We start from the raw sequence: 17323 nt of genomic DNA on the forward strand, positions 1-17323 counted from the left end.
CCTACGAGAGGCCCCCTCGACGGACGGCTCAACAACTGGCGTGAACTACTCCGGGTCACTCCAGGCTCGCCACTACCGTCGCGGCCGCGGTGAAGGACGCGGCGGGGATGGGATAGGGGTGGCCGAGGTCGTAGGCGCGGCACAGGCGGTTGCGGTGGGTGACGCCGCCGACGAGCGCCTCCAGGTGGACCGCGTGGGCCAGGCCGGCGAGGCCGGTGTCGTCGAGCTGGAGGCGCCAGCGGTTGGCGTCGCGGTCGAAGTGGGCCTCCGTCAGCGCCTCCCACAGGGTCTCGGCCGGTGCCGGGGCGCCGGTCAGGTCGGGGACGAGATGGGCGTAGCGGCGCAGCAGCAGCATCTCGGCGGGCTGGAGGGCGATCTCCCGCCAGGCGGGGTCGGCTGCCTTGGCCGCCCAGGCCGGGGAGGGCGGGGCGGTGTGGGTGCGGGCGTGTCGCCAGGCCAGGGCGTCCAGGCCGTCGGGGCCGATGCGAGCGGCCCGCGCGCCGGCCGGGCGAGGGGCGCCCGGGGTGAGGGCTTCTTCGGCCGGCGCGGTGGTGGCCAGCCCGGCCCACTCCAGGGCCCGTACCGCATGGCCGTCCACCACGCCGTCCACCGGGACCCAGCACTGACGTACCGTCTCGGCGGCCCACTCCGCCTCCGCGAGGCGCTCCAAGACCTCCCACTGCTTATCGCTGATCTTGCCGAGCATCTACCGTGCCCCTTCCCACACTGGGTCCGGCGACCCGTGCCGCCGGGCAGTGCCGGGATCCTGCCGTATCGGCTACCGTCCCGGCAGGGCTTTCGCCCGTACACCACGCGTACAGTTCCCGACTGTCCGCGGCCGGGTTCGGCTGTGTTCGGTGGCAGTTGTGGGCGGTCCCGTCAGCCTTGGTGTGGCCATGAGTCGAACGGGCCGGTGGATACGACGCGGCTCCCGTTCCGTGTCTATCCGGGGTTCCTGAGCTGGATCAGCAGTTCGCTGCCTGCGTCGCTGCCGTCGCCACGATCGGCCGCGGCAGGTCCGGTCGTTGAACCGCTCCGGGACAATCCGGAGCCTCCACCGATCCCGGAGCGGTTCAAACTGCCCCACTTCGAGGCAGTCTGCCGATACCATCCCGTTCCGGTGGCTGGGGGACTCCATTCATGGTGGTGTGTCAGCCTCATGGCGCTCCACCGCAGAAGAGGAACGAATACCCTGTGAGCATCGCTCGCTCAGACGGGCGGGTACAGCCTGCCCGCGCCGGTGACCCGAAGCGGGTCGGCCCCTACCGGATCACCGGCCGTCTCGGCTCGGGCGGCATGGGCACCGTCCACGCCGGTCTCGACCCTGCCGGCCTCCGCGTGGCCCCGTCTGCGGCCGAACGCCATGAGGCATTGGCCGCCCCCGACCCGGGTCACCAGCGCGAGTCCAGCGCCCCGTCTCCCTCCTGGCCTGCGCAGATCCCGGGACCGGGGCGTCGGCGAGGAGCACGGTGGTCCCTGTTGTATGGGGAGCGGCGCCGGTGCTCCCAGTCGGGAAGAGGCCGGTGAACGGACAAGGGGTTCTTTGGCCGGTCGCCGGCCGGATCGGCCCGGCACGGGTGGTTGACCGCGGGGGTGAGGGGTTGACGGCGGCGTGCAGCGGCGCGGTACGGCCGGCTACGTCTACCGGATCGGGTGACGGACGAAACGGGCGTGGTTGACACCTCTGCGAGGTGGGAGCGCGAGGGCTCCCAGAGGGCTCCCCGTCGCTCCCACCCCGGGAATGGCAAAGGCCGTTCCCACTACTCACGGAAACGGCCTATGACCTGCGAAAACGCTGGTCGGGACGACAGGATTTGAACCTGCGACCCCTTGACCCCCAGCACGGCGCCATGGCCCCGCAGCAAAGCCCTGAACAGCCGTAGAGCGCCGTAGGGCTACCCCTGAGAGCTGGCCGCGCTGCTGAACCGACTCCCGCGCGGTGTACTGCGCCGGGCACGGCTGCTGGTGCGCCCGGACACTGTGCTGTCGCTGGCACCGTGACCTGGTCTCGCGCCGCCACGCAGCCCGTTCCCGGCCAAGCGTGCGGGTCGGCCGCGTATGGTGCGCTCGATCCGCGTTCTCGTGCTGCGTCTGGCGCGGGAGAATCCCGGCTGGGGCTACCGGCGGGTCCACGGCGAGCTGCTGGTTGTGGGCGTGCAGGTGGCCGCCTCCACGGTGTGGGAGATCCTGAAGGAGGCGGGGATCGAGGTCGTACTCAGCGGGGTCCGGATGCCGCGGATGAACGCGCTCATGGAACGGTGGGTGCAGACGTGCCGACGCGAACTGCTGGACCCACCGGCCCCACCAAGGCATCGCAGAGAACTTCCACCGGGACAAAAGATCGACGCGACTGTGGACTCGCCGACCTCTTCCGCCGCAACGCCCACTCCGCGGCGGCAACACACGACCAAAGCCTATCTCGGACCCGGGCCAGACGCATACCGGCTGACACCGGCACACAACGACATACGATTCGCGGCAGCTCTGAACTGGGCGCTGACCAGGGACTTGGCACATGATGGAGGCGGAGGAAGAACCGGCGGGTGTGTTCAGGAGCCGCAGCCGGATGCCCCGGAGACCCCCGAGATGATGGAGGCAAGGCGGCGATGACGGTCCCGAAGGAGCCCATGCCCGGCGGGTCTGGGCGAATGTTCAACGTGGCACAGATGGCCCTCGCGGTCCTGGACGGACAGGGAGTGGTCACCAGCTGGACCGTCGCAGCGGAAGGCCTGGTCGGCTACCGGGATGACGAAATCTTGAACCGGCCCGCCGCGGCGTTGTTGGACCGGCCCGAGGAACGGGCGGCCGCCGCCTCCGTAGCAGAGCAGTGCCGCGCGCAGGACGGCTGGGACGGCGTCGTTCCCGTGCGGCACCGCGACGGACGGACTCTGACGCTGAGGGTGCGGGTCTTTCCCTTGGTGGATCCGGCCGGGAGCGGCCGGTGGGCAGTGCTGGCCTGGAATGAGCGGCAGACGCCGGGCCCGGGGCTGGACCAGAAGATGCTCGAGGCGCTACTCGCGCACTCGCCGATCGCCGTGGCGGTACTGGATACGGACCTGCGCCACGTCTGGGTCAACGACATGCTGACGTACGGTGGTGAGTGGCCTCGCGAACGACGGCTGGGCCGGCGACTGACGGAGATGATACCGAGCGAGGAATCCAAAAGAACCGAGGCGCAGTATCGGCGGGTGCTGGAGACCGGGGTTGCGTTGCTCAACCGCGAAAGCCTCATGCCCAATCCGACGGACCCGACCCGGCGGCGCGCGTGGTGGGAAAACATCCTCCCGCTCCAGGACTCGGCCGGCCGGGTGCTGGGCGTGTGGTTCATGGCCCTGGACGTCACCGAGCAATGGCGGGCCCGGGAACGCCTGGCTCTGCTGGCCGAGGCCAGCGAGCGCGTCGGCAGCACACTCGACGTCGAACGGACCGCGCAGGAACTCGCCGATGTCGCGGTGCCGCGCTTCGCCGATGTTGTCGCCATCGATCTGCTGGAGCCCGTCCTGCGCGGTGAGGAACCTCCTCCCGGGCCGGCCGGCAGCAGTGACGCCCTGCGCCGCGCCGGGCAGCAGTCGGTCCACAGGAGGGGGCCCGAGACGACCGGGGAGGTCGGCGAGCTGCTCCGCCTCCTGCCTACCGCGCCCAAGGAACGCTGCCTGGGCGACGGCTTGGCCGTGGTGGAATCACTCGCGGACCCCTCCGCCAGCGCCTGGCTCGCCGAGGACCCGGCGCGGGCGGCCGAGATCCGCGCATCCGGGATCCACTCGTTTCTGGTCGCGCCGGTGCGCGCGCGGGGGGTCTGCCTGGGCGTGGCGACCTTCGCGCGGTCCGAGTGCCCGGATGCGTTCGACCGGGGCGACGCGAGCCTGGCCGAGGAACTCCTGGCCCAGGCCGGAGTGTCCCTGGACAACGCCCGCCGCTTCACCCGGGAGCACCGGGCGGCCCTGGTGCTGCAGCACAGTCTGCTTCCGCACAGCCTGGCCGGTGGGACCGTTCTGGAGGTGGCCTCGCGCTACCTGCCGGCCCACGCCCCGCACGCGGTGGGCGGTGACTGGTTCGACGTGATCCCTCTCTCCGGCGCCCGGGTCGCTCTGGTCGTCGGAGACGTGGTCGGGCACGGGATGCACGCCGCCGTCACCATGGGCCGCCTGCGCACGGCCGTGCGCACGCTGGCCGATCTGGATCTGCCCCCGGATGAGCTGCTGGCCCACCTGGACGATCTCGTCATCAGCCTGGTGGAGCAGGAGGAAGGCCACGAGGCAACCGCGGACAGACCGCCGGACATCGCCGCCTCGGCACTGGGGACCACCTGCCTGTACGCGGCCTACGATCCGGTCACCCGACGGTGCACGCTGGCACGCGCCGGTCACCCCCCGCCCGCGCTCGTCGGGACCGACGGCACGGTCACCTTCCCCGACCTGCCAGCCGGACCTCCGCTGGGCCTGGGGTTTTTGCCCTTCGAGGCCGCTGAGCTGGAGCTGCCCGACGGCGCTCTGCTCGCCCTCTACACCGACGGCCTCCTCGGGGTCCATGCGGACGTTGACGTCGGGCTGACCAGGCTCACCGAAGCCCTCTCCCGCCCCGCCGCGCACCTGGAGGCCGTCTGCGAGAACGTGGTCGGCTCCCTGCCAACTGGTCCACCGTCCGACGACGCCGCCCTGCTCCTGGCCCGCACCCACGGCCTGGACGCGGACCAGGTCGCCACCTGGCCACTGACCTCGGACCCGGCCATCGTCGCCGAAGCCCGCGACCTCGCCTCCCGCCAACTCACCGACTGGGACCTGGAAGAGCTGCAGTTGACCACGGAACTGATCGTCAGCGAATTGGTCACCAACGCCATCCGCCACGGCAGCGAGCCCGTCCACCTGCGGCTGATCAGGCAGAATGTGCTGATCTGCGAGGTCTCCGACGGCAGCAGCACCTCACCCCGCCTGCGGCACGCCCGCACCACCGACGAGGGCGGCCGCGGGCTGTTCCTCATTGCGCAGTTCGCCCGGCGCTGGGGCACCCGATACACCACCACTGGAAAGATCATCTGGGCCGAGCAGGGCATTCCAGTCCTCGCAACGAGCCCAGTTCCCCAACGCGCGTAGCTCCTGTCTGCCGAGTGGGTACGAGTAGATCACCGCGAGGCTTGCGAATGCGTGCGCTGTACTGTGCGCGTGTGGTCGGCGATCGACCGGCCCACCAGGCGGCGCGAGAAGCAGTCGATCACCGTCGCCCGATACCGGAACTCACCATCCCCGCAGGCAAGTACGTGATGTCCCCGACATACTTGGTGTTCGGCGCGCACCACCGCCAGCTCCCGGGGCAAGGCCTCGTTCTCGGCCTGATGCTCCTCGGCCCGTCGGCGGGGAATCAACCGTGTTCTTCTCCGTGCTCGTGCTCGCCGTGCTGCCCCCGCCGTGGCGGGCCCGCTCTTCCAGGAGTCGAGGTCGCCTCCGCGGCCTTCACCCATGAGCTGGGCGAGGGCGGTAACGAGCCAGGACGGGGCCGCCATCTCCGGGCGTCATGCGAGGAGTTCGCGCATACAACCCGCATGGTGCCAGTGACGGTCACCAAGTCGGCAGTCCGAAAGTACGGAAGTCGGCGACGTGTTCGCGGTATCGCCCGTACCCGATGGCGAGGGTGCTCTCGCCGTAGGTGGCAGTTGTCTCGCCGTTCTGCACGAGGATGTACAGGGGGTCGGCGCGGTCAACCGCCCACTCGACGCGGGCTGCCCCGCGACGCACGTACTGCGAGTCGTTGAACGACCACGGGATCTGGACGAGGCGGCTGATGTCGAAGCCCTCGCCCTCGGCGCTCGGGATCAGCTTCAACGTCAGGTGGTTGTCGAACCAGCCCGGAGCGGGGCGCGAGGCGACAGCAGCGGGGGCGAGGGTCACCGTGGAAGTGAGAAGCTGCACGCCGCGCCCAGTCGTGAACCCCGCTTCCAGCGTTCGGTCATCCTCAACAAGGCGCACCTCACGCGCCTGTTTCTTCGGCAGCCCGAACAGTTCGCGACCGAGGATGCCGTGGTTCAGCCCTTCGACGAAGGTGACGACCGCGTAAGCGGAATCAACACCGGAGTGAATGCACCGAACCGAGACTCCGCCCTGCGTGTAGGCGGGGCGGTTCTCGATGACCCCGCCTGGTCCCGTGAACTCCGCCCCCATGAACTCCGCGACCCAGACCGCAGCCTCCAGTTCGTTACCGGGCTCGATTGGCTCGGGTAGGAGTGCTCTGAGCACCCGGGCATCGGTGGGGTAGGTGATGGTCAGCCACCGCACTCTCACCCGCTCCGTGCCTGCGACGAAAAGCGGTGCGTAAGCAGGCATGGCAGTGGCGCGTGGAGCCGACGGCAGGGACGCAGGGACCGGTTCGGTCATCTCATATCTCCCCTCAGCGTTCGACGTGACAGCCGGCCTGCTGGTCGGCACCGGCGAGCCGCTGTGCGAACCGGAGCAGTTCCTCATCGGCGTTGTGCCGGCCGACGAGCATCGCCCCGACCGGCAATCCTGTGGAAACAGCGACCGGCACCGACAAAGCCGGGTGGCCGGTGACATTGAAGGGACCGGTGTTGCCGAGCACCCCCCAGCCGCGGGTCGTGCGCTCGACATCGCTCAGACCCTCACCAACCGGGAGCGCTTCACATGGTGCCGTCGGGAGCACGAGGAAATCCGCCCCCTCCAGCGCCGCGTCAACGGCCGCGATCAACCTCGTACGCGCGGCCAAGCCGCGGCCATACGCACGGCCGGGCTCTCTGCGCTGAAGTTCCTCCGCTGCGGCGAGCGCGAATCTGAACGAGGGCGACAGGTGGTGGATGTGATCGGCTACTCCCCGGCTCAAATGCTGCTGAAGTTCCTCCCAGTAGAAGGCGGGGCCGGTCCATGGAGCAGACGTCCCGCGCAGCGTGGCCAACGCGCCCTCGATGAACAGAGCTGCGGGCACGGGCCCGTGATCGGCCGGGTCGAAGCTGGTCGGCTCGACGATGACGCCGCCGTCCGACCATGTCCGGAGCGCCCGCTCCAACAGCGCCCGCGTTCGGTCTTCGGCGTGCAGCAACGAAGCGGTCACCACACGTACCGTCACGGGTCCGGATGCGGCCGGAAGCGGACGGCCCCATGGGGCCTGACGCCCGTCGAGCCCATCGGGACCGTCGAGAACCGACAGGACACGCCCCATCAGCTCGGGGGACCGGGCGAGGATCCCGATGTGGTCCAGCCGGGCTTCCATGCCTACGACACCCGTGTAGGGGATCCGCCCGAAAGTGGGCTTCAGTCCATAGACCCCGGTCCAGGCCGCAGGCAATCGCACGGATCCGCCCTGGTCGGTGCCGATCGCGACATCGATCCCGTCGAGAAAGAGGGAAGCCGCCGCACCTCCTGACGACCCTCCGGCCAGGACCGCAGGATCGTGGGGATTCCTCACAGGTCCGTAGTAGCTGGTGTCGCCGGCGCCTGAAAACGCGAGGTCGTCCATATTGGTGACCGCCCGGATGCTCGCGCCGGCCTCGAGAAGTCTGCGTGTGACGGTGGCGTCCCCCGAGGGAATGAACCCCTGAAGCGCGGCAGAGCCTGCCGTCAGCGGGATACCGCCGATGGCTACGGAGTCCTTCAAGGACACCCCGATGCCCGCGAGCGCACCCGAATCGGCATCGGCACTCACGTCCACCCAGCGAACGACGGCGTTGTACGGATCTTTCTGTGGAGCAGCCTCCGCGCGAACACGCGTGACCGTCCGGGGAAGCAGGGGAGCCGGAGGCAGCGCTGCCGCCGCCTCGCAGAGCTCTTCGACAAACGCGCCGTCGCCGTCTCTGCTGTGCCGCTCGGCACAGGGCAGCGATGGCTCCCGGCTATCTCGGCTCATCATGCACGAACCCTTCGCTCCCGAAGGCCCAGCCCGCCTTCAGGGTCCCGACGTAGGAGAACTGGACGCGGACCGCTGAGAACCGCCACCGGCCGTTCTCGACCCGAAGCACGTCTACGTACTTGCCGACAGCGACGACGGAATCCGGCCCTCGGGAGGCCAACTGGAGGAGATCCCATCGCCCTTCTGCGGTGGCCAGCATCGCGTCAAGCTGGACCCGCTCGTTGCTGAGCAGGTGAACTGCCCACGGAAACACATTGTCCCCGATACTGGTCATGAACTTGGCGATCTCCCCCCGCCCCCGCACCGCCGGATAGGTGTTGCTCTCCCACACACCGTCCTCGGTGAACAGGTTGGCGATCGCCGCGCCTTCGTAGCCGGTGTCGCAGAGGTCCGCGTACGCCGCTTTCAGCTCGTGTATCTCATCGCGCGCCTCGAGCCGTGCAAGGCGACGTTCCAGGTTCACTGAGCTGTTCATCGGCGTGCTTCAACCAGTGCGCTGAAACGGCCTGAGGTGAACGCGACGGCGGCGAGCAGGACTGTGCCTTTCAGGAGCGATTCGATGTAGAACGGCAGCCCGAACTGCTGCAGGCCCGCAACCAGCGCCGCGAGAACGAGGACAGCGGCTACGGTTCCGATGACGTTGTAGCGACCGATCGTGTAAATGGCGGCCCCGAGGAAGACGGCCGCGAACGCGGGCAGGAGAAAACCAGCTCCGACTTGCGGGTTGCCAGACCCCAGGATCGCCGCCTCGACCACCCCTGCGAATCCCGCGACGGTGCCCGACGCGATGAACGAACCCACCGTGAGCCGCTGCGTCGGCAAGCCGGCGAGCCGAGCGGCGTCCTGGCTGTCGCCCATGGCGTACAGGTACCGGCCTGTCGGCGTCTTCTCCAGCACCCACCAGATCACGACGCAGAGCAGTGCGGCCAAGATGACCGGGAGCGGGAGGCCGAAGACGCGGTCACCGAGCGCGCGGAAGGAGGCGGGGACGTTGGAGGCGAAGATGGAACCGTCCGTCCACCACAGCGCGATCCCCAGGGCAATGCTTCCCGTGGCGAGGGTCGCGACCATCGAGTTGATCCGCAGCCATGCCACGCTGAATCCGTTGAGCGCCCCCACAGCGGTGCCGGTGAGCACGCCGGCCAGGCACGCAAGCCAGGTCGGCGCTTCGAAGAACTGGAACGCTCCGACCGACACGATCATCGAGAGGGTGAGAACGCTCGCGACCGAGAGGTCGAAGTAGCCCGCGACGAGCGGGATGAGCATACCGACGGCGAGCATCAGGCCCACCGCCTCGTTGCTCATGATGGCGGTGCCGTTCGCGATCGTCGGATACGTCCGCGGCAGGAGAATGCTGAACAGTGTGACGATGACGACCAACACGTAGAAGCCGTACCAGCGAGGATCCGCGAATCGTGCGAGCACGCCGCGGTGCGGTGCCGGCGCCGTGCCCCTGCCGGCCGACGGTGTAGCCGTCGAGGTCTTGTTGTCTGTGACAGTCATGGCCTTGGGAGTCCTTCTGAGTTTCGCTTCACTCGTCCGTTGCGGCGAGGTGGAGCAGCTGGTCTTCTTTGATTGCGGCCGGGTCGACTTCCCGCCGCACCCGGCCTCTGCGCATCACGAGGATCCGGTCGCTCAGTTCGAGCAGTTCACCGAAATCCGACGAGACGACGATCACGCTCAGCCCCTCTTCCGCCAGATGCTTGATCGCGGTGTGGATCTGCACGCGGGCATGGACATCAACGCCTTGGGTCGGCTCGTCCAAGAGCAGGAGCGCGGGTGAGATCCGCGCCCATCGCCCGATGATCGACTTCTGCTGGTTGCCACCGCTGAACAGCCGGAACGGCTTGTCGGGGTCACAGGGTCGGACATCGAACTCTTCCATCGTCCTGAGAGCCGACTCGCGCTCTCCCCGCTGGGGAATCCAGTAGGGGCTCGCGTACTGCCTGACCGACGCGACAGTGACGTTGTCCGCCATCGACATCTGCGGGAACGAGCCGTGCCTCCGCCGGTCTTCAGGAATGAATCCGACCCCGGCGCGGCGCGCGGCGCGCGGGTTGCCCGGCTTCAACGGCCTGCCGTTCAGCTCAACGGTGCCGTCTCGGGTCTGAGCGCCGTAGAGGAGGCTCAGAAGGGTGCTCCGGCCCGAGCCGAGCAGACCCGCGATGCCAAGGATCTCGCCGGTACCGACATCGAGCGACACTCGGTCGACCCGCCCCCCGGACACCTCTCTGGCGCGGAGAGCGGTACTCGACGACGGTGGTCTCCGCCGCGCTGCCGTGGACTGCTCTGCGACACCCTCTTCCCCCACCATGAGCGAGGCAAGTTGTGGTTTGTCCAAGCGCGAACTGTCCGTTGTGGTGATCAGCTTCCCGTCGCGGAGCACGCTCACGCGATCCGCGAGATCGAGAATCATGTCGAGGTCATGCGTGATGAACAGGACCGTCACGCCTTCGGCGGCGACACGGCGCACCATGTCGGAGACGAGTGCGACCTCGTGCTTGGGAAGGGACGCGGTCGGCTCGTCGAGGACGAGCAGGCGGACGCCCCGGTCACTCCACTGGTACTGCACCGCGCGGGCGATCGCCACCATCGTTCGTTGCGCCTGAGACAGACCGCCCATCTGCGCGCGCGGACTGATGTCGTCGACACCAAGCCGGGCAAGAACCTCTGCGGCCCAGGCTCTCTCTCGCTTGACGTCCACCCTGCCGTGTGAACTCCGGGTATACCCCGCGCCGACGGCGATGTTGTCCGTCACGGTGAGATGTGCGAAGGAGACCGGGTCTTGATGCAGGAACTGCAGCCCCAGCTCACTCGCCTTCGACGGCGTCAATTCTCCCGCGCCGGCGCCGTTCACCAGCACAGCGCCCGCGTCCAGGGAGTGCACACCCGCGAGGACCTTGACGAACGTCGACTTCCCGGATCCGTTGAGGCCCGCCAGCGCATGGATCTCACCGTGGGTGAACGAGATGCTGACGTCGTTCAACGCACGCTGAGCACCGAAGATCTTGACAGCGTTCCGGACTTCGATAGAGGACTCGGTCATGTCCGATCAACACCCCAGAGCTTCAGGTACGCCGACTTGAAGTCGACATCGCCGTCCCAGAGCCCTTCGATGCCCTGCTCGGTCGCGACTGCGTGATCGATGAGCTTGACAGCAAGGGCGTCGGCAGCGGGCTCGGGGGACTCGCCGGCGAAGATGCGGTTGAGCGCGTCGACGTTCGACCATCCAATCCAGTCGAGAGCTACCGCGGTCGTCGCGGTCTGTCCGTCCTGATGACGGATCGATGCGATGCTCGTCGAGGTCCCTTCGGATCCGAGCACGATCTTGTCCTCGGCACCGATGGCGCGAAGGCCCTGAAGAACCGCAGGAACGGCGTAGTCGTAGTCGATGTAGACCGTGTTGAAGTCGGGGTGCCGCTGCGCCATCTGCTGAACCATGCGCGGCACCGCTGTGGCAAGGTCCGCGAAGGTGAAGCTCTGGCTCTCGAGAATTTCGCAGGTCTCGCACTCTTCAAGGCGTCCCGTGAAGGCGTCGAATCTCGCCCCGAGTACCTCGAAGCCCGTATCGTGGAGCACGAGCGCTTTGACATCGCCGTCGGTCTCCGCGATTGCATAGTCCGCCAGCAGCGAACCGGTCTCCTCCCAGACCGTGCGACTCGGGATGCCAGAGAAATCCGGCAGATCGGACTGAACGGCCGACGACGCGATGACGGTGACGCCGTCCTCCCGAGCCTGCTCGAGCGAACCCCGGATCGTGCTCGGATTGATCGCGAAGGTGATGATCGCATCCGGATGGAGCGTGAGCGCTTGACGCACTGCCGCGTTCTGGCTGTCAGCCGTGTCCTTGCCGTCGATCAGCTTCACTTTCCAGCCGATTGCCTCCGCTGCTTGCCGCGCCGCATAGGCCGGCTGAGCGCAGCCCTCGGACGCGACCGAGCAGGGTACGAGCACGACGGATTTGTCCGGCTGCGCCATCGGGCCGCTATCAGGCACCTTGGCCGCGATCGGTGCCTTGGCGGCCTTCAGGCGTTCACGCGCCGCCTCGGCAGCCGCCGGGGCCGCGGTGCCGCCTCCTGCCGCGTCCCCTTGGGAGGACTGGCAACCCGCCAGGATGATCATAAAACTCAGCGCAGCTCCCGCAGCACCGAGAATTCGATTCCGAGTTCTCATTCCTGCTTCCTCAGTGAGATCTTGCGCTCCGTCGCTGGAGCTACGTCTTTCAGGCCTTCTCGTGGTGATTTCGGCAGGTGGCTGATTCTCCGCAGGACGCCTGTCCTCAACGTCCAGAGGTTCCTCGGAGCCGTGTCACCGCCTGTTCTCCGTTCCGGATCCGCTCCCGGGGGCCGCCTGGATCCTGAGATCCGAGAACGGTGCGGTCCGTCTGCCGGTCGACCTGAGGCCTGTGTGACGGTCGCGACCGCTTAGTCGACGTCGATGTGGAAACGATGTTGAAGACGGATTCCGGCGGTCCGTCGGCTGAACCGGACGGGACATCGCCGTGGCACGGTCGGCGGACATGAACCCTGCTCTTCCGGGGCCCTGCATCGCGCTCATTCGGCGAGCCGGGATGTGAACGCCTCGTGGTGCGCTTCGAGAACCTCGAAATCCGTGTCGCGCACCACGAGCGCTCCGACCTGCCCGCCGGTTGCCGCGGCCGAGTCCGCAAAGAGGGATCCGTTGTCAGGCCGGACTCGCTCTGACACTTCCCAGGGAGCGGCGAGGCCGGTCTCCAGCACCTGAGGCGCCATGGTGACCACGCCCTGAGCGTGCTTGCGCGAGAGCGCCTGGAGGGCCGGCCTCAAACGGCCGTGATCACGGAGTCGCCGTAGAGGCGCTACCGGGCCGGCTGGTTCCGGGTCTGCGGCACACGCGGGGAGCACCATAAAGCGGGACCTGCGAGCGCCGCGATGAGTACCCCGCTCCAGGGCTTGCCATCCATGTCGTGGCTCCTTCGTGTCTGACACACAGGGGGGTCAGCCGGCACCGCGACCAGGCGTGCGGGCGAAACGGTCAGCCGTCCAATCCGCCGGGTGGGGCGCCGTGGACGCTAAGGCGTGGAAGGCGCCATCCACGTGCTCCCCGAACGGCCTCGTTCGTCCATGTGCCGGCGAGCCGGCCCACCGTTCCTTCACGGCTGCTCCTGTCGACGCAGGCCGACAGAGAACGCCACGATCCACGCATAGACGCGCGGTCTTCAACCAGGGGCCCGCGATCCTGACGTGCTGCGCGATCGCTGCCTGTCCTTCGGAGTACCCGACCGCTGGGCTGCTCTCCCCTGTCCCCGTCCTCGTGGACACCTGAGTGATCTCAGCGGGAGGCAATCCGCCATCGCACAGCGCCGGGCGGCACGCCTGCAGACGGTTGATCTGCTGCCCGGCGTACAGATCTTGGATCGGGCATTCCTTCATCAGAGGAACCTTCAAGCGAGGCTGAGCGTGCCGTGCACAACACGGCGAACCGCATCGGCAATGGACTCAGCGCTGGGGATGACCGCGGCAGCGAGGTGCGGGGCTGCCGGGATGCGGACATCGGGCGTGCCGACCCTGGAGATCGGGGCGCGCAGGGTGATCCCGTGCTCGGCGATCCGCGCGGCGATCTCGGCGCCGACACCACCCACCGTGTGAGCCTCGTGCGCGATGACCACTCGCCCCGTCCTCTCCACGCTTGAGAGCATGGTGTCGTGGTCGAGCGGACGAATCCACCGCATGTCCATCACCTCGGCGTCGATTCCCTCGCGTTCGAGCACGCGGGCCGCCTCGAGCGCTTTGAACTGCATCGCGCCCCACGTCACGACTGTGACGTCAGCGCCCTGGCGACGGATGCGGGCGCCATCGACCGGTTCGACCGGGCCACCCAGCACCACCTCGGCCTTGCCCGCGTGATAGAGCGTTCGGTTCTCGATCACAATCGTCGGGTCGTCACTCCAGATGCTGGTGAGGAGAAGGTCGTACGCGTCCTGGTGAGTGGCCGGCATGCACACCTGGAGGCCGGGGACGTGCGCGAAGATCGCCTCGAGCGACTGTGAGTGCTGAGCACACGCACCTGGGGCGTTCCCCTGCTGCGTCCGCACCGTCATGGGTGCGCTCAAGGCGCCTCGCGAAAGGTAACGGACGTTCGTGGCCTGGTTCACGAGCTGGTCGAGAGCGACGAGCGAGAAATCGGCCCACATGATCTCGACGACGGGTCTGGCCCCGAACATCGCGGCACCGACGGCGCCGCCCAGTATGGCCGCTTCGGAGATCGGAGTATCGAACACCCGATCGCCGAACTGCCGGTGCAGGCCCTTGGTCACGCCGAAGACTCCGCCCGGTTTTCCGACGTCCTCCCCGAACACGAGGACTTCGGGCCGCTCTGAGAGTGCGCGCGCGAGAGCCGCGTTCACCGACTCCGCGTACGACAGCTTCTTGATCTCAGACATACAAGTGCTCCAAGACGCTCGTGGTGGGCTCAAGCCGATCTGCGAGCGCCTCCGCAGCGGCACGCTCAACCTCGTCGGCAACGGTCTGCCGGATCTGATCCAGCGCGCTCTGTGGCACTCCGTCACCGCGCAGACGTGCTTCGATCCGGACGATCGGCTCGGACTTCGCGATCTGGTCCAGTTCGCCTTCGGGCCGGTAGTGCTGGACATCGCCGATGTAGTGACCGACGAGCCTCTGCGTCATCATCTCCAGAAGGACAGGCCCGAGTCCGCGGCGTGCGCGGGCAACCGCCTGGTGCATCGCGGAAGCGACAGCAACAGGGTCGTTCCCGTCGACTTGGGCGCCGGTCATGCCGTAGGCGTTCGCGCGGCGGAACAACTGGTCCACTCGCACCATGTCGGCGATGGGGGTGAGTTCGGAGTAGGAGTTGTTCTCGACGACGAAGATCACCGGCAGTCTCCGGATGGAGGCGAAGTTCATCGCCTCGTGCACGGCACCCTGGTTCATGGCGCCGTCACCGAACGCCGCCACCGCCACCCGCCCTGACCCGTCGTATGTTCCGGCCAGGGCGGCGCCGGCCGCGATCGGAGCGCCCGCCCCGACTATCGAGTTCTCTCCGTAGAACCCGTATGCGGGAGCGGTGAAGTACGCAGACCCGCCCCGGCCGCCGCTGATACCCGTCTCACGCCCGAGGAGCTCAGCCAGGATTGCCCGCATCGGAACCCCACAGGCAACGGCCCAGCCGTGCCCCCGGTATGTCGGGAACACAGCGTCCCGTGTCAGGTCGAGCGTCGCCACGGAGCCGACATAGATCGCCTCCTGTCCATTGCACAGATGGACCGAACCGACGATGTCATTGCCGGCGCGCAACTCCGCGACCTTCTCCTCGAGCGCGCGAATCCGCCTCATCTCCGTCAGATAAGCGGTGAGGCTCTGGGTGTCGCTCATCAGACGCCCCCCTTCCTGTCGCCAAGCGCTACGGCGATCTTTGCTACGTGTGTGCTGGCTTCGAGCGCGTGAAGGGCTTCGACAGCCCCAGTGAGCGGGTACTCTGCCCCCACAACCGGCCGGATCCCGTGCTCGGTCACGAACTCGAGCATCGCCGTGTACTCCTTCGCACTGGCCATGGAGGTTCCCGCTACGGAGATCTGGCGGAAGAAAAGGTCTCGCAGATCCAGTGCTGTCTCCGCGCCGGTGGTCGCCCCGATACTGACGAAGCGACCGCCCGGCCGCAGGACCCGTAGAGCCTCGTCGAAGACCGCCGTCCCGACCGTGTCCACGACGACGTCGACGGGTTCGACCTCCGAAGACCACTGAGCACCGGTGACCACTGCATGGTCCGCCCCGCGGGCGACCGCGTCGTCAAGGACGGCTCGTCGGCGCGACGTCACGGTGACTTTCGCCCCCACCGCCTTCGCGAAGTCCATCGCCAGAGCGGCTACACCACCGCCGATACCGGGAATCAGAACGTGCTCCCCTTCCCGGAGCCGGCCCACCGAAAAGAGGGCCCGGTACACAGTCATGCTCGCGAGAGAGAGAACACCTGCCTCGACCTGACTCAGATGTGCCGGCGGGCGTGCCAGGTTCGACACGGGGACGACGACGTACTCGGCGAGCGTCCCCCAGCGGGGATCGCCGAGGATTTCGGGGACCGGAGGAACCTCATCGGGACTGTCCCAGCCGAGACAGGGGTTGATGATCCACTCGCCACTGAGACCGGATGTGTCGACTCCGGGCCCGGCGTCGACGACGGCACCCACTCCATCCGATCCCACGACCAGGGGCGCCGACTTCTCGTCTCTGGCGTTCAGGACGAAGATGTCGTGGCGATTGAGACCCGCATAGGCGAGTCGCAGAAGGACCTCCCCCGGCCCTGGTACCGGTGTTTCGACCTCGGAGAGCGACACATTCGCAACGCCCGGCCCTCCGGAATGCACTGCGGCCCGCATCATCACGATTCGACTCCCCACCGCTTGAGATAGCTCTTCCGGTAGTCGGAGTCGCCATCCCACATCCCGTCGATCTGGTCGGCGTTCTCCGAAGTGATCAGCTTCACCCCCAGCGGATACACCGCCCGCGCGGGGTCCTCGCCCGCCCACATATGGGTGAGCTGATCCACGGCGGCCCAGCCGATGCCCTCCAGCGAGAAGGCCGTCGTCGCCGTCTGTCCGCACTCCTGGGCAATGCATTCTGTTGCTTGAACCGTGCCGTTCGAGGCAAGAACGGTCTTATCCTTGACGCCCAGCGACTTCAGCGCCTGCAAGAGAGGGGGCACCGCGTCGTCATAGTCCACGTAGATCGTGTTGAAGTCCGGGTGACGCTGTACCAGTTGCTGCACCAGGCGGGGCAGCCCCACCGCGAGATCCGCCGCGGTGAAGTTCTGCTCTTCGAGCACTTCACACCCCGCGCATTCGCCCAACCGGTTCACGAACCCCTCGTAGCGCGGCCCCAACACACTGAAGCCGGTGTCGTGGAGAACGAGGGCCTTCACCTGTGCGTCGTTCTCGACGATTGCCAGGTCCGCCAGGAGCGATCCGGTCGTGGTGTAGACGTCGGCGCGGGGATTCACCGAAGAGGCGACCAGATCCGACTTCTCACCCGCCGAAGAAATCACGGGCACGTTCTGGTCTCTCGCCGCCTTGAGGGACTGCTGGATCGTGGAGGGATCAATGGCGAACGTCATGATGGCGTCGGGCCGCAGACTGAGAGCCTGCATGACCGCGGCGTTCTGGTTGTCGCCTGTTCCCTTCCCGTCGATCATGTGCGCCTTCCAGCCGAGCGCCTCGATCGCCTGCCGCGCGCCGATGGCGGGCTGGGTACACCCAGGTTGACTCTGGTTGCACGGGACGAGGACGACCGAGCGCTTGTCAGTCCCAGCGGCGACCGCGGACTTGGACCACTCGGCTTCAACCGGAGCCGTGGCGACACGCACGCGTTCGGCGGCAGCCGACAAGAGTTTCGCGTCGTCGCCCTCACCTGTGGCTCGCACTTCCGCTGTTCCGCAGCCGGACAGGATTGCCACGGTCATGAGGAGGGGGATCGCAGCCCACCGC

General features: G+C 67.7%; 13 protein-coding genes and 2 pseudogenes. 2 read left to right on the forward strand and 13 right to left on the reverse strand.

Going from position 1 to position 17323, the window contains the following annotated elements:
- Positions 1-55 precede the first annotated feature (55 nt).
- Positions 56-706 carry a DUF6417 family protein gene (locus SXIN_RS03740; protein ID WP_095756575.1) on the reverse strand — a complete coding sequence of 217 codons (651 nt, stop codon included), beginning with the start codon at positions 704-706 and terminating at the stop codon, positions 56-58.
- A 1202-nt stretch (positions 707-1908) separates the two neighbouring features.
- Between SXIN_RS03740 and SXIN_RS31905 the strand changes: the two are divergent.
- Both SXIN_RS31905 and SXIN_RS03755 read left to right on the forward strand, forming a co-directional pair.
- Positions 1909-2449, forward strand: a pseudogene (locus SXIN_RS31905) (hypothetical protein); the annotation flags it as partial.
- Positions 2450-2648: 199 nt separating this feature from the next.
- Positions 2649-5090 (forward strand): SpoIIE family protein phosphatase, encoded by a 2442-nt coding sequence (locus tag SXIN_RS03755; RefSeq protein ID WP_019710641.1) that lies wholly within the window; start codon positions 2649-2651, stop codon positions 5088-5090.
- A 62-nt stretch (positions 5091-5152) separates the two neighbouring features.
- Here SXIN_RS03755 and SXIN_RS30780 read toward each other — a convergent pair.
- The 12 genes and pseudogenes from SXIN_RS30780 to SXIN_RS03810 form a co-directional block, all read right to left on the reverse strand.
- Positions 5153-5286 (reverse strand): annotated as a pseudogene (locus SXIN_RS30780) (DDE-type integrase/transposase/recombinase); the annotation flags it as partial.
- Positions 5287-5552: 266 nt separating this feature from the next.
- Complete coding sequence (locus SXIN_RS03760) at positions 5553-6365, reverse strand: acetoacetate decarboxylase family protein (protein ID WP_050931020.1); 813 nt, start codon at positions 6363-6365, stop codon at positions 5553-5555.
- A 13-nt stretch (positions 6366-6378) separates the two neighbouring features.
- Positions 6379-7848: an amidase family protein gene (locus SXIN_RS03765; protein ID WP_095756578.1), complete on the reverse strand. Its 1470-nt coding sequence runs from the start codon at positions 7846-7848 to the stop codon at positions 6379-6381.
- Positions 7832-8323 (reverse strand): nuclear transport factor 2 family protein, encoded by a 492-nt coding sequence (locus SXIN_RS03770; RefSeq protein WP_095756579.1) that lies wholly within the window; start codon positions 8321-8323, stop codon positions 7832-7834. The genes SXIN_RS03765 and SXIN_RS03770 overlap by 17 nt, the downstream gene beginning before the upstream one ends.
- On the reverse strand, positions 8320-9351 hold the full coding sequence (locus SXIN_RS03775) for an ABC transporter permease (RefSeq protein ID WP_019710645.1): 1032 nt from the start codon (positions 9349-9351) through the stop codon (positions 8320-8322). Before SXIN_RS03775 ends, SXIN_RS03770 begins: the two co-directional genes overlap by 4 nt.
- Positions 9352-9379: 28 nt before the next feature.
- Positions 9380-10894 (reverse strand): sugar ABC transporter ATP-binding protein, encoded by a 1515-nt coding sequence (locus SXIN_RS03780; protein ID WP_019710646.1) that lies wholly within the window; start codon positions 10892-10894, stop codon positions 9380-9382.
- Entirely contained in the window at positions 10891-11970 is a 1080-nt protein-coding gene (locus SXIN_RS03785) for a substrate-binding domain-containing protein (RefSeq protein ID WP_019710647.1), read from the reverse strand. The genes SXIN_RS03780 and SXIN_RS03785 overlap by 4 nt, the downstream gene beginning before the upstream one ends.
- Before the next feature lie 431 nt (positions 11971-12401).
- Positions 12402-12608, reverse strand: a complete 207-nt coding sequence (locus SXIN_RS03790) for a hypothetical protein (RefSeq protein ID WP_157916241.1) — start codon at positions 12606-12608, stop codon at positions 12402-12404.
- Positions 12609-13270: 662 nt separating this feature from the next.
- Entirely contained in the window at positions 13271-14269 is a 999-nt protein-coding gene (locus SXIN_RS03795) for an alpha-ketoacid dehydrogenase subunit beta (protein ID WP_019710649.1), read from the reverse strand.
- Positions 14262-15218, reverse strand: coding sequence for a thiamine pyrophosphate-dependent dehydrogenase E1 component subunit alpha (locus tag SXIN_RS03800; protein WP_019710650.1), 957 nt, complete (start codon positions 15216-15218; stop codon positions 14262-14264). The genes SXIN_RS03795 and SXIN_RS03800 overlap by 8 nt, the downstream gene beginning before the upstream one ends.
- Positions 15218-16177, reverse strand: coding sequence for a quinone oxidoreductase family protein (locus tag SXIN_RS03805; protein ID WP_192883545.1), 960 nt, complete (start codon positions 16175-16177; stop codon positions 15218-15220). The genes SXIN_RS03800 and SXIN_RS03805 overlap by 1 nt, the downstream gene beginning before the upstream one ends.
- A gap of 44 nt (positions 16178-16221) precedes the next feature.
- Complete coding sequence (locus SXIN_RS03810) at positions 16222-17298, reverse strand: sugar ABC transporter substrate-binding protein (protein WP_157916242.1); 1077 nt, start codon at positions 17296-17298, stop codon at positions 16222-16224.
- Positions 17299-17323 lie beyond the last annotated feature (25 nt).

This window comes from Streptomyces xinghaiensis S187 (genome assembly GCF_000220705.2).
Taxonomy (GTDB): domain Bacteria; phylum Actinomycetota; class Actinomycetes; order Streptomycetales; family Streptomycetaceae; genus Streptomyces; species Streptomyces xinghaiensis.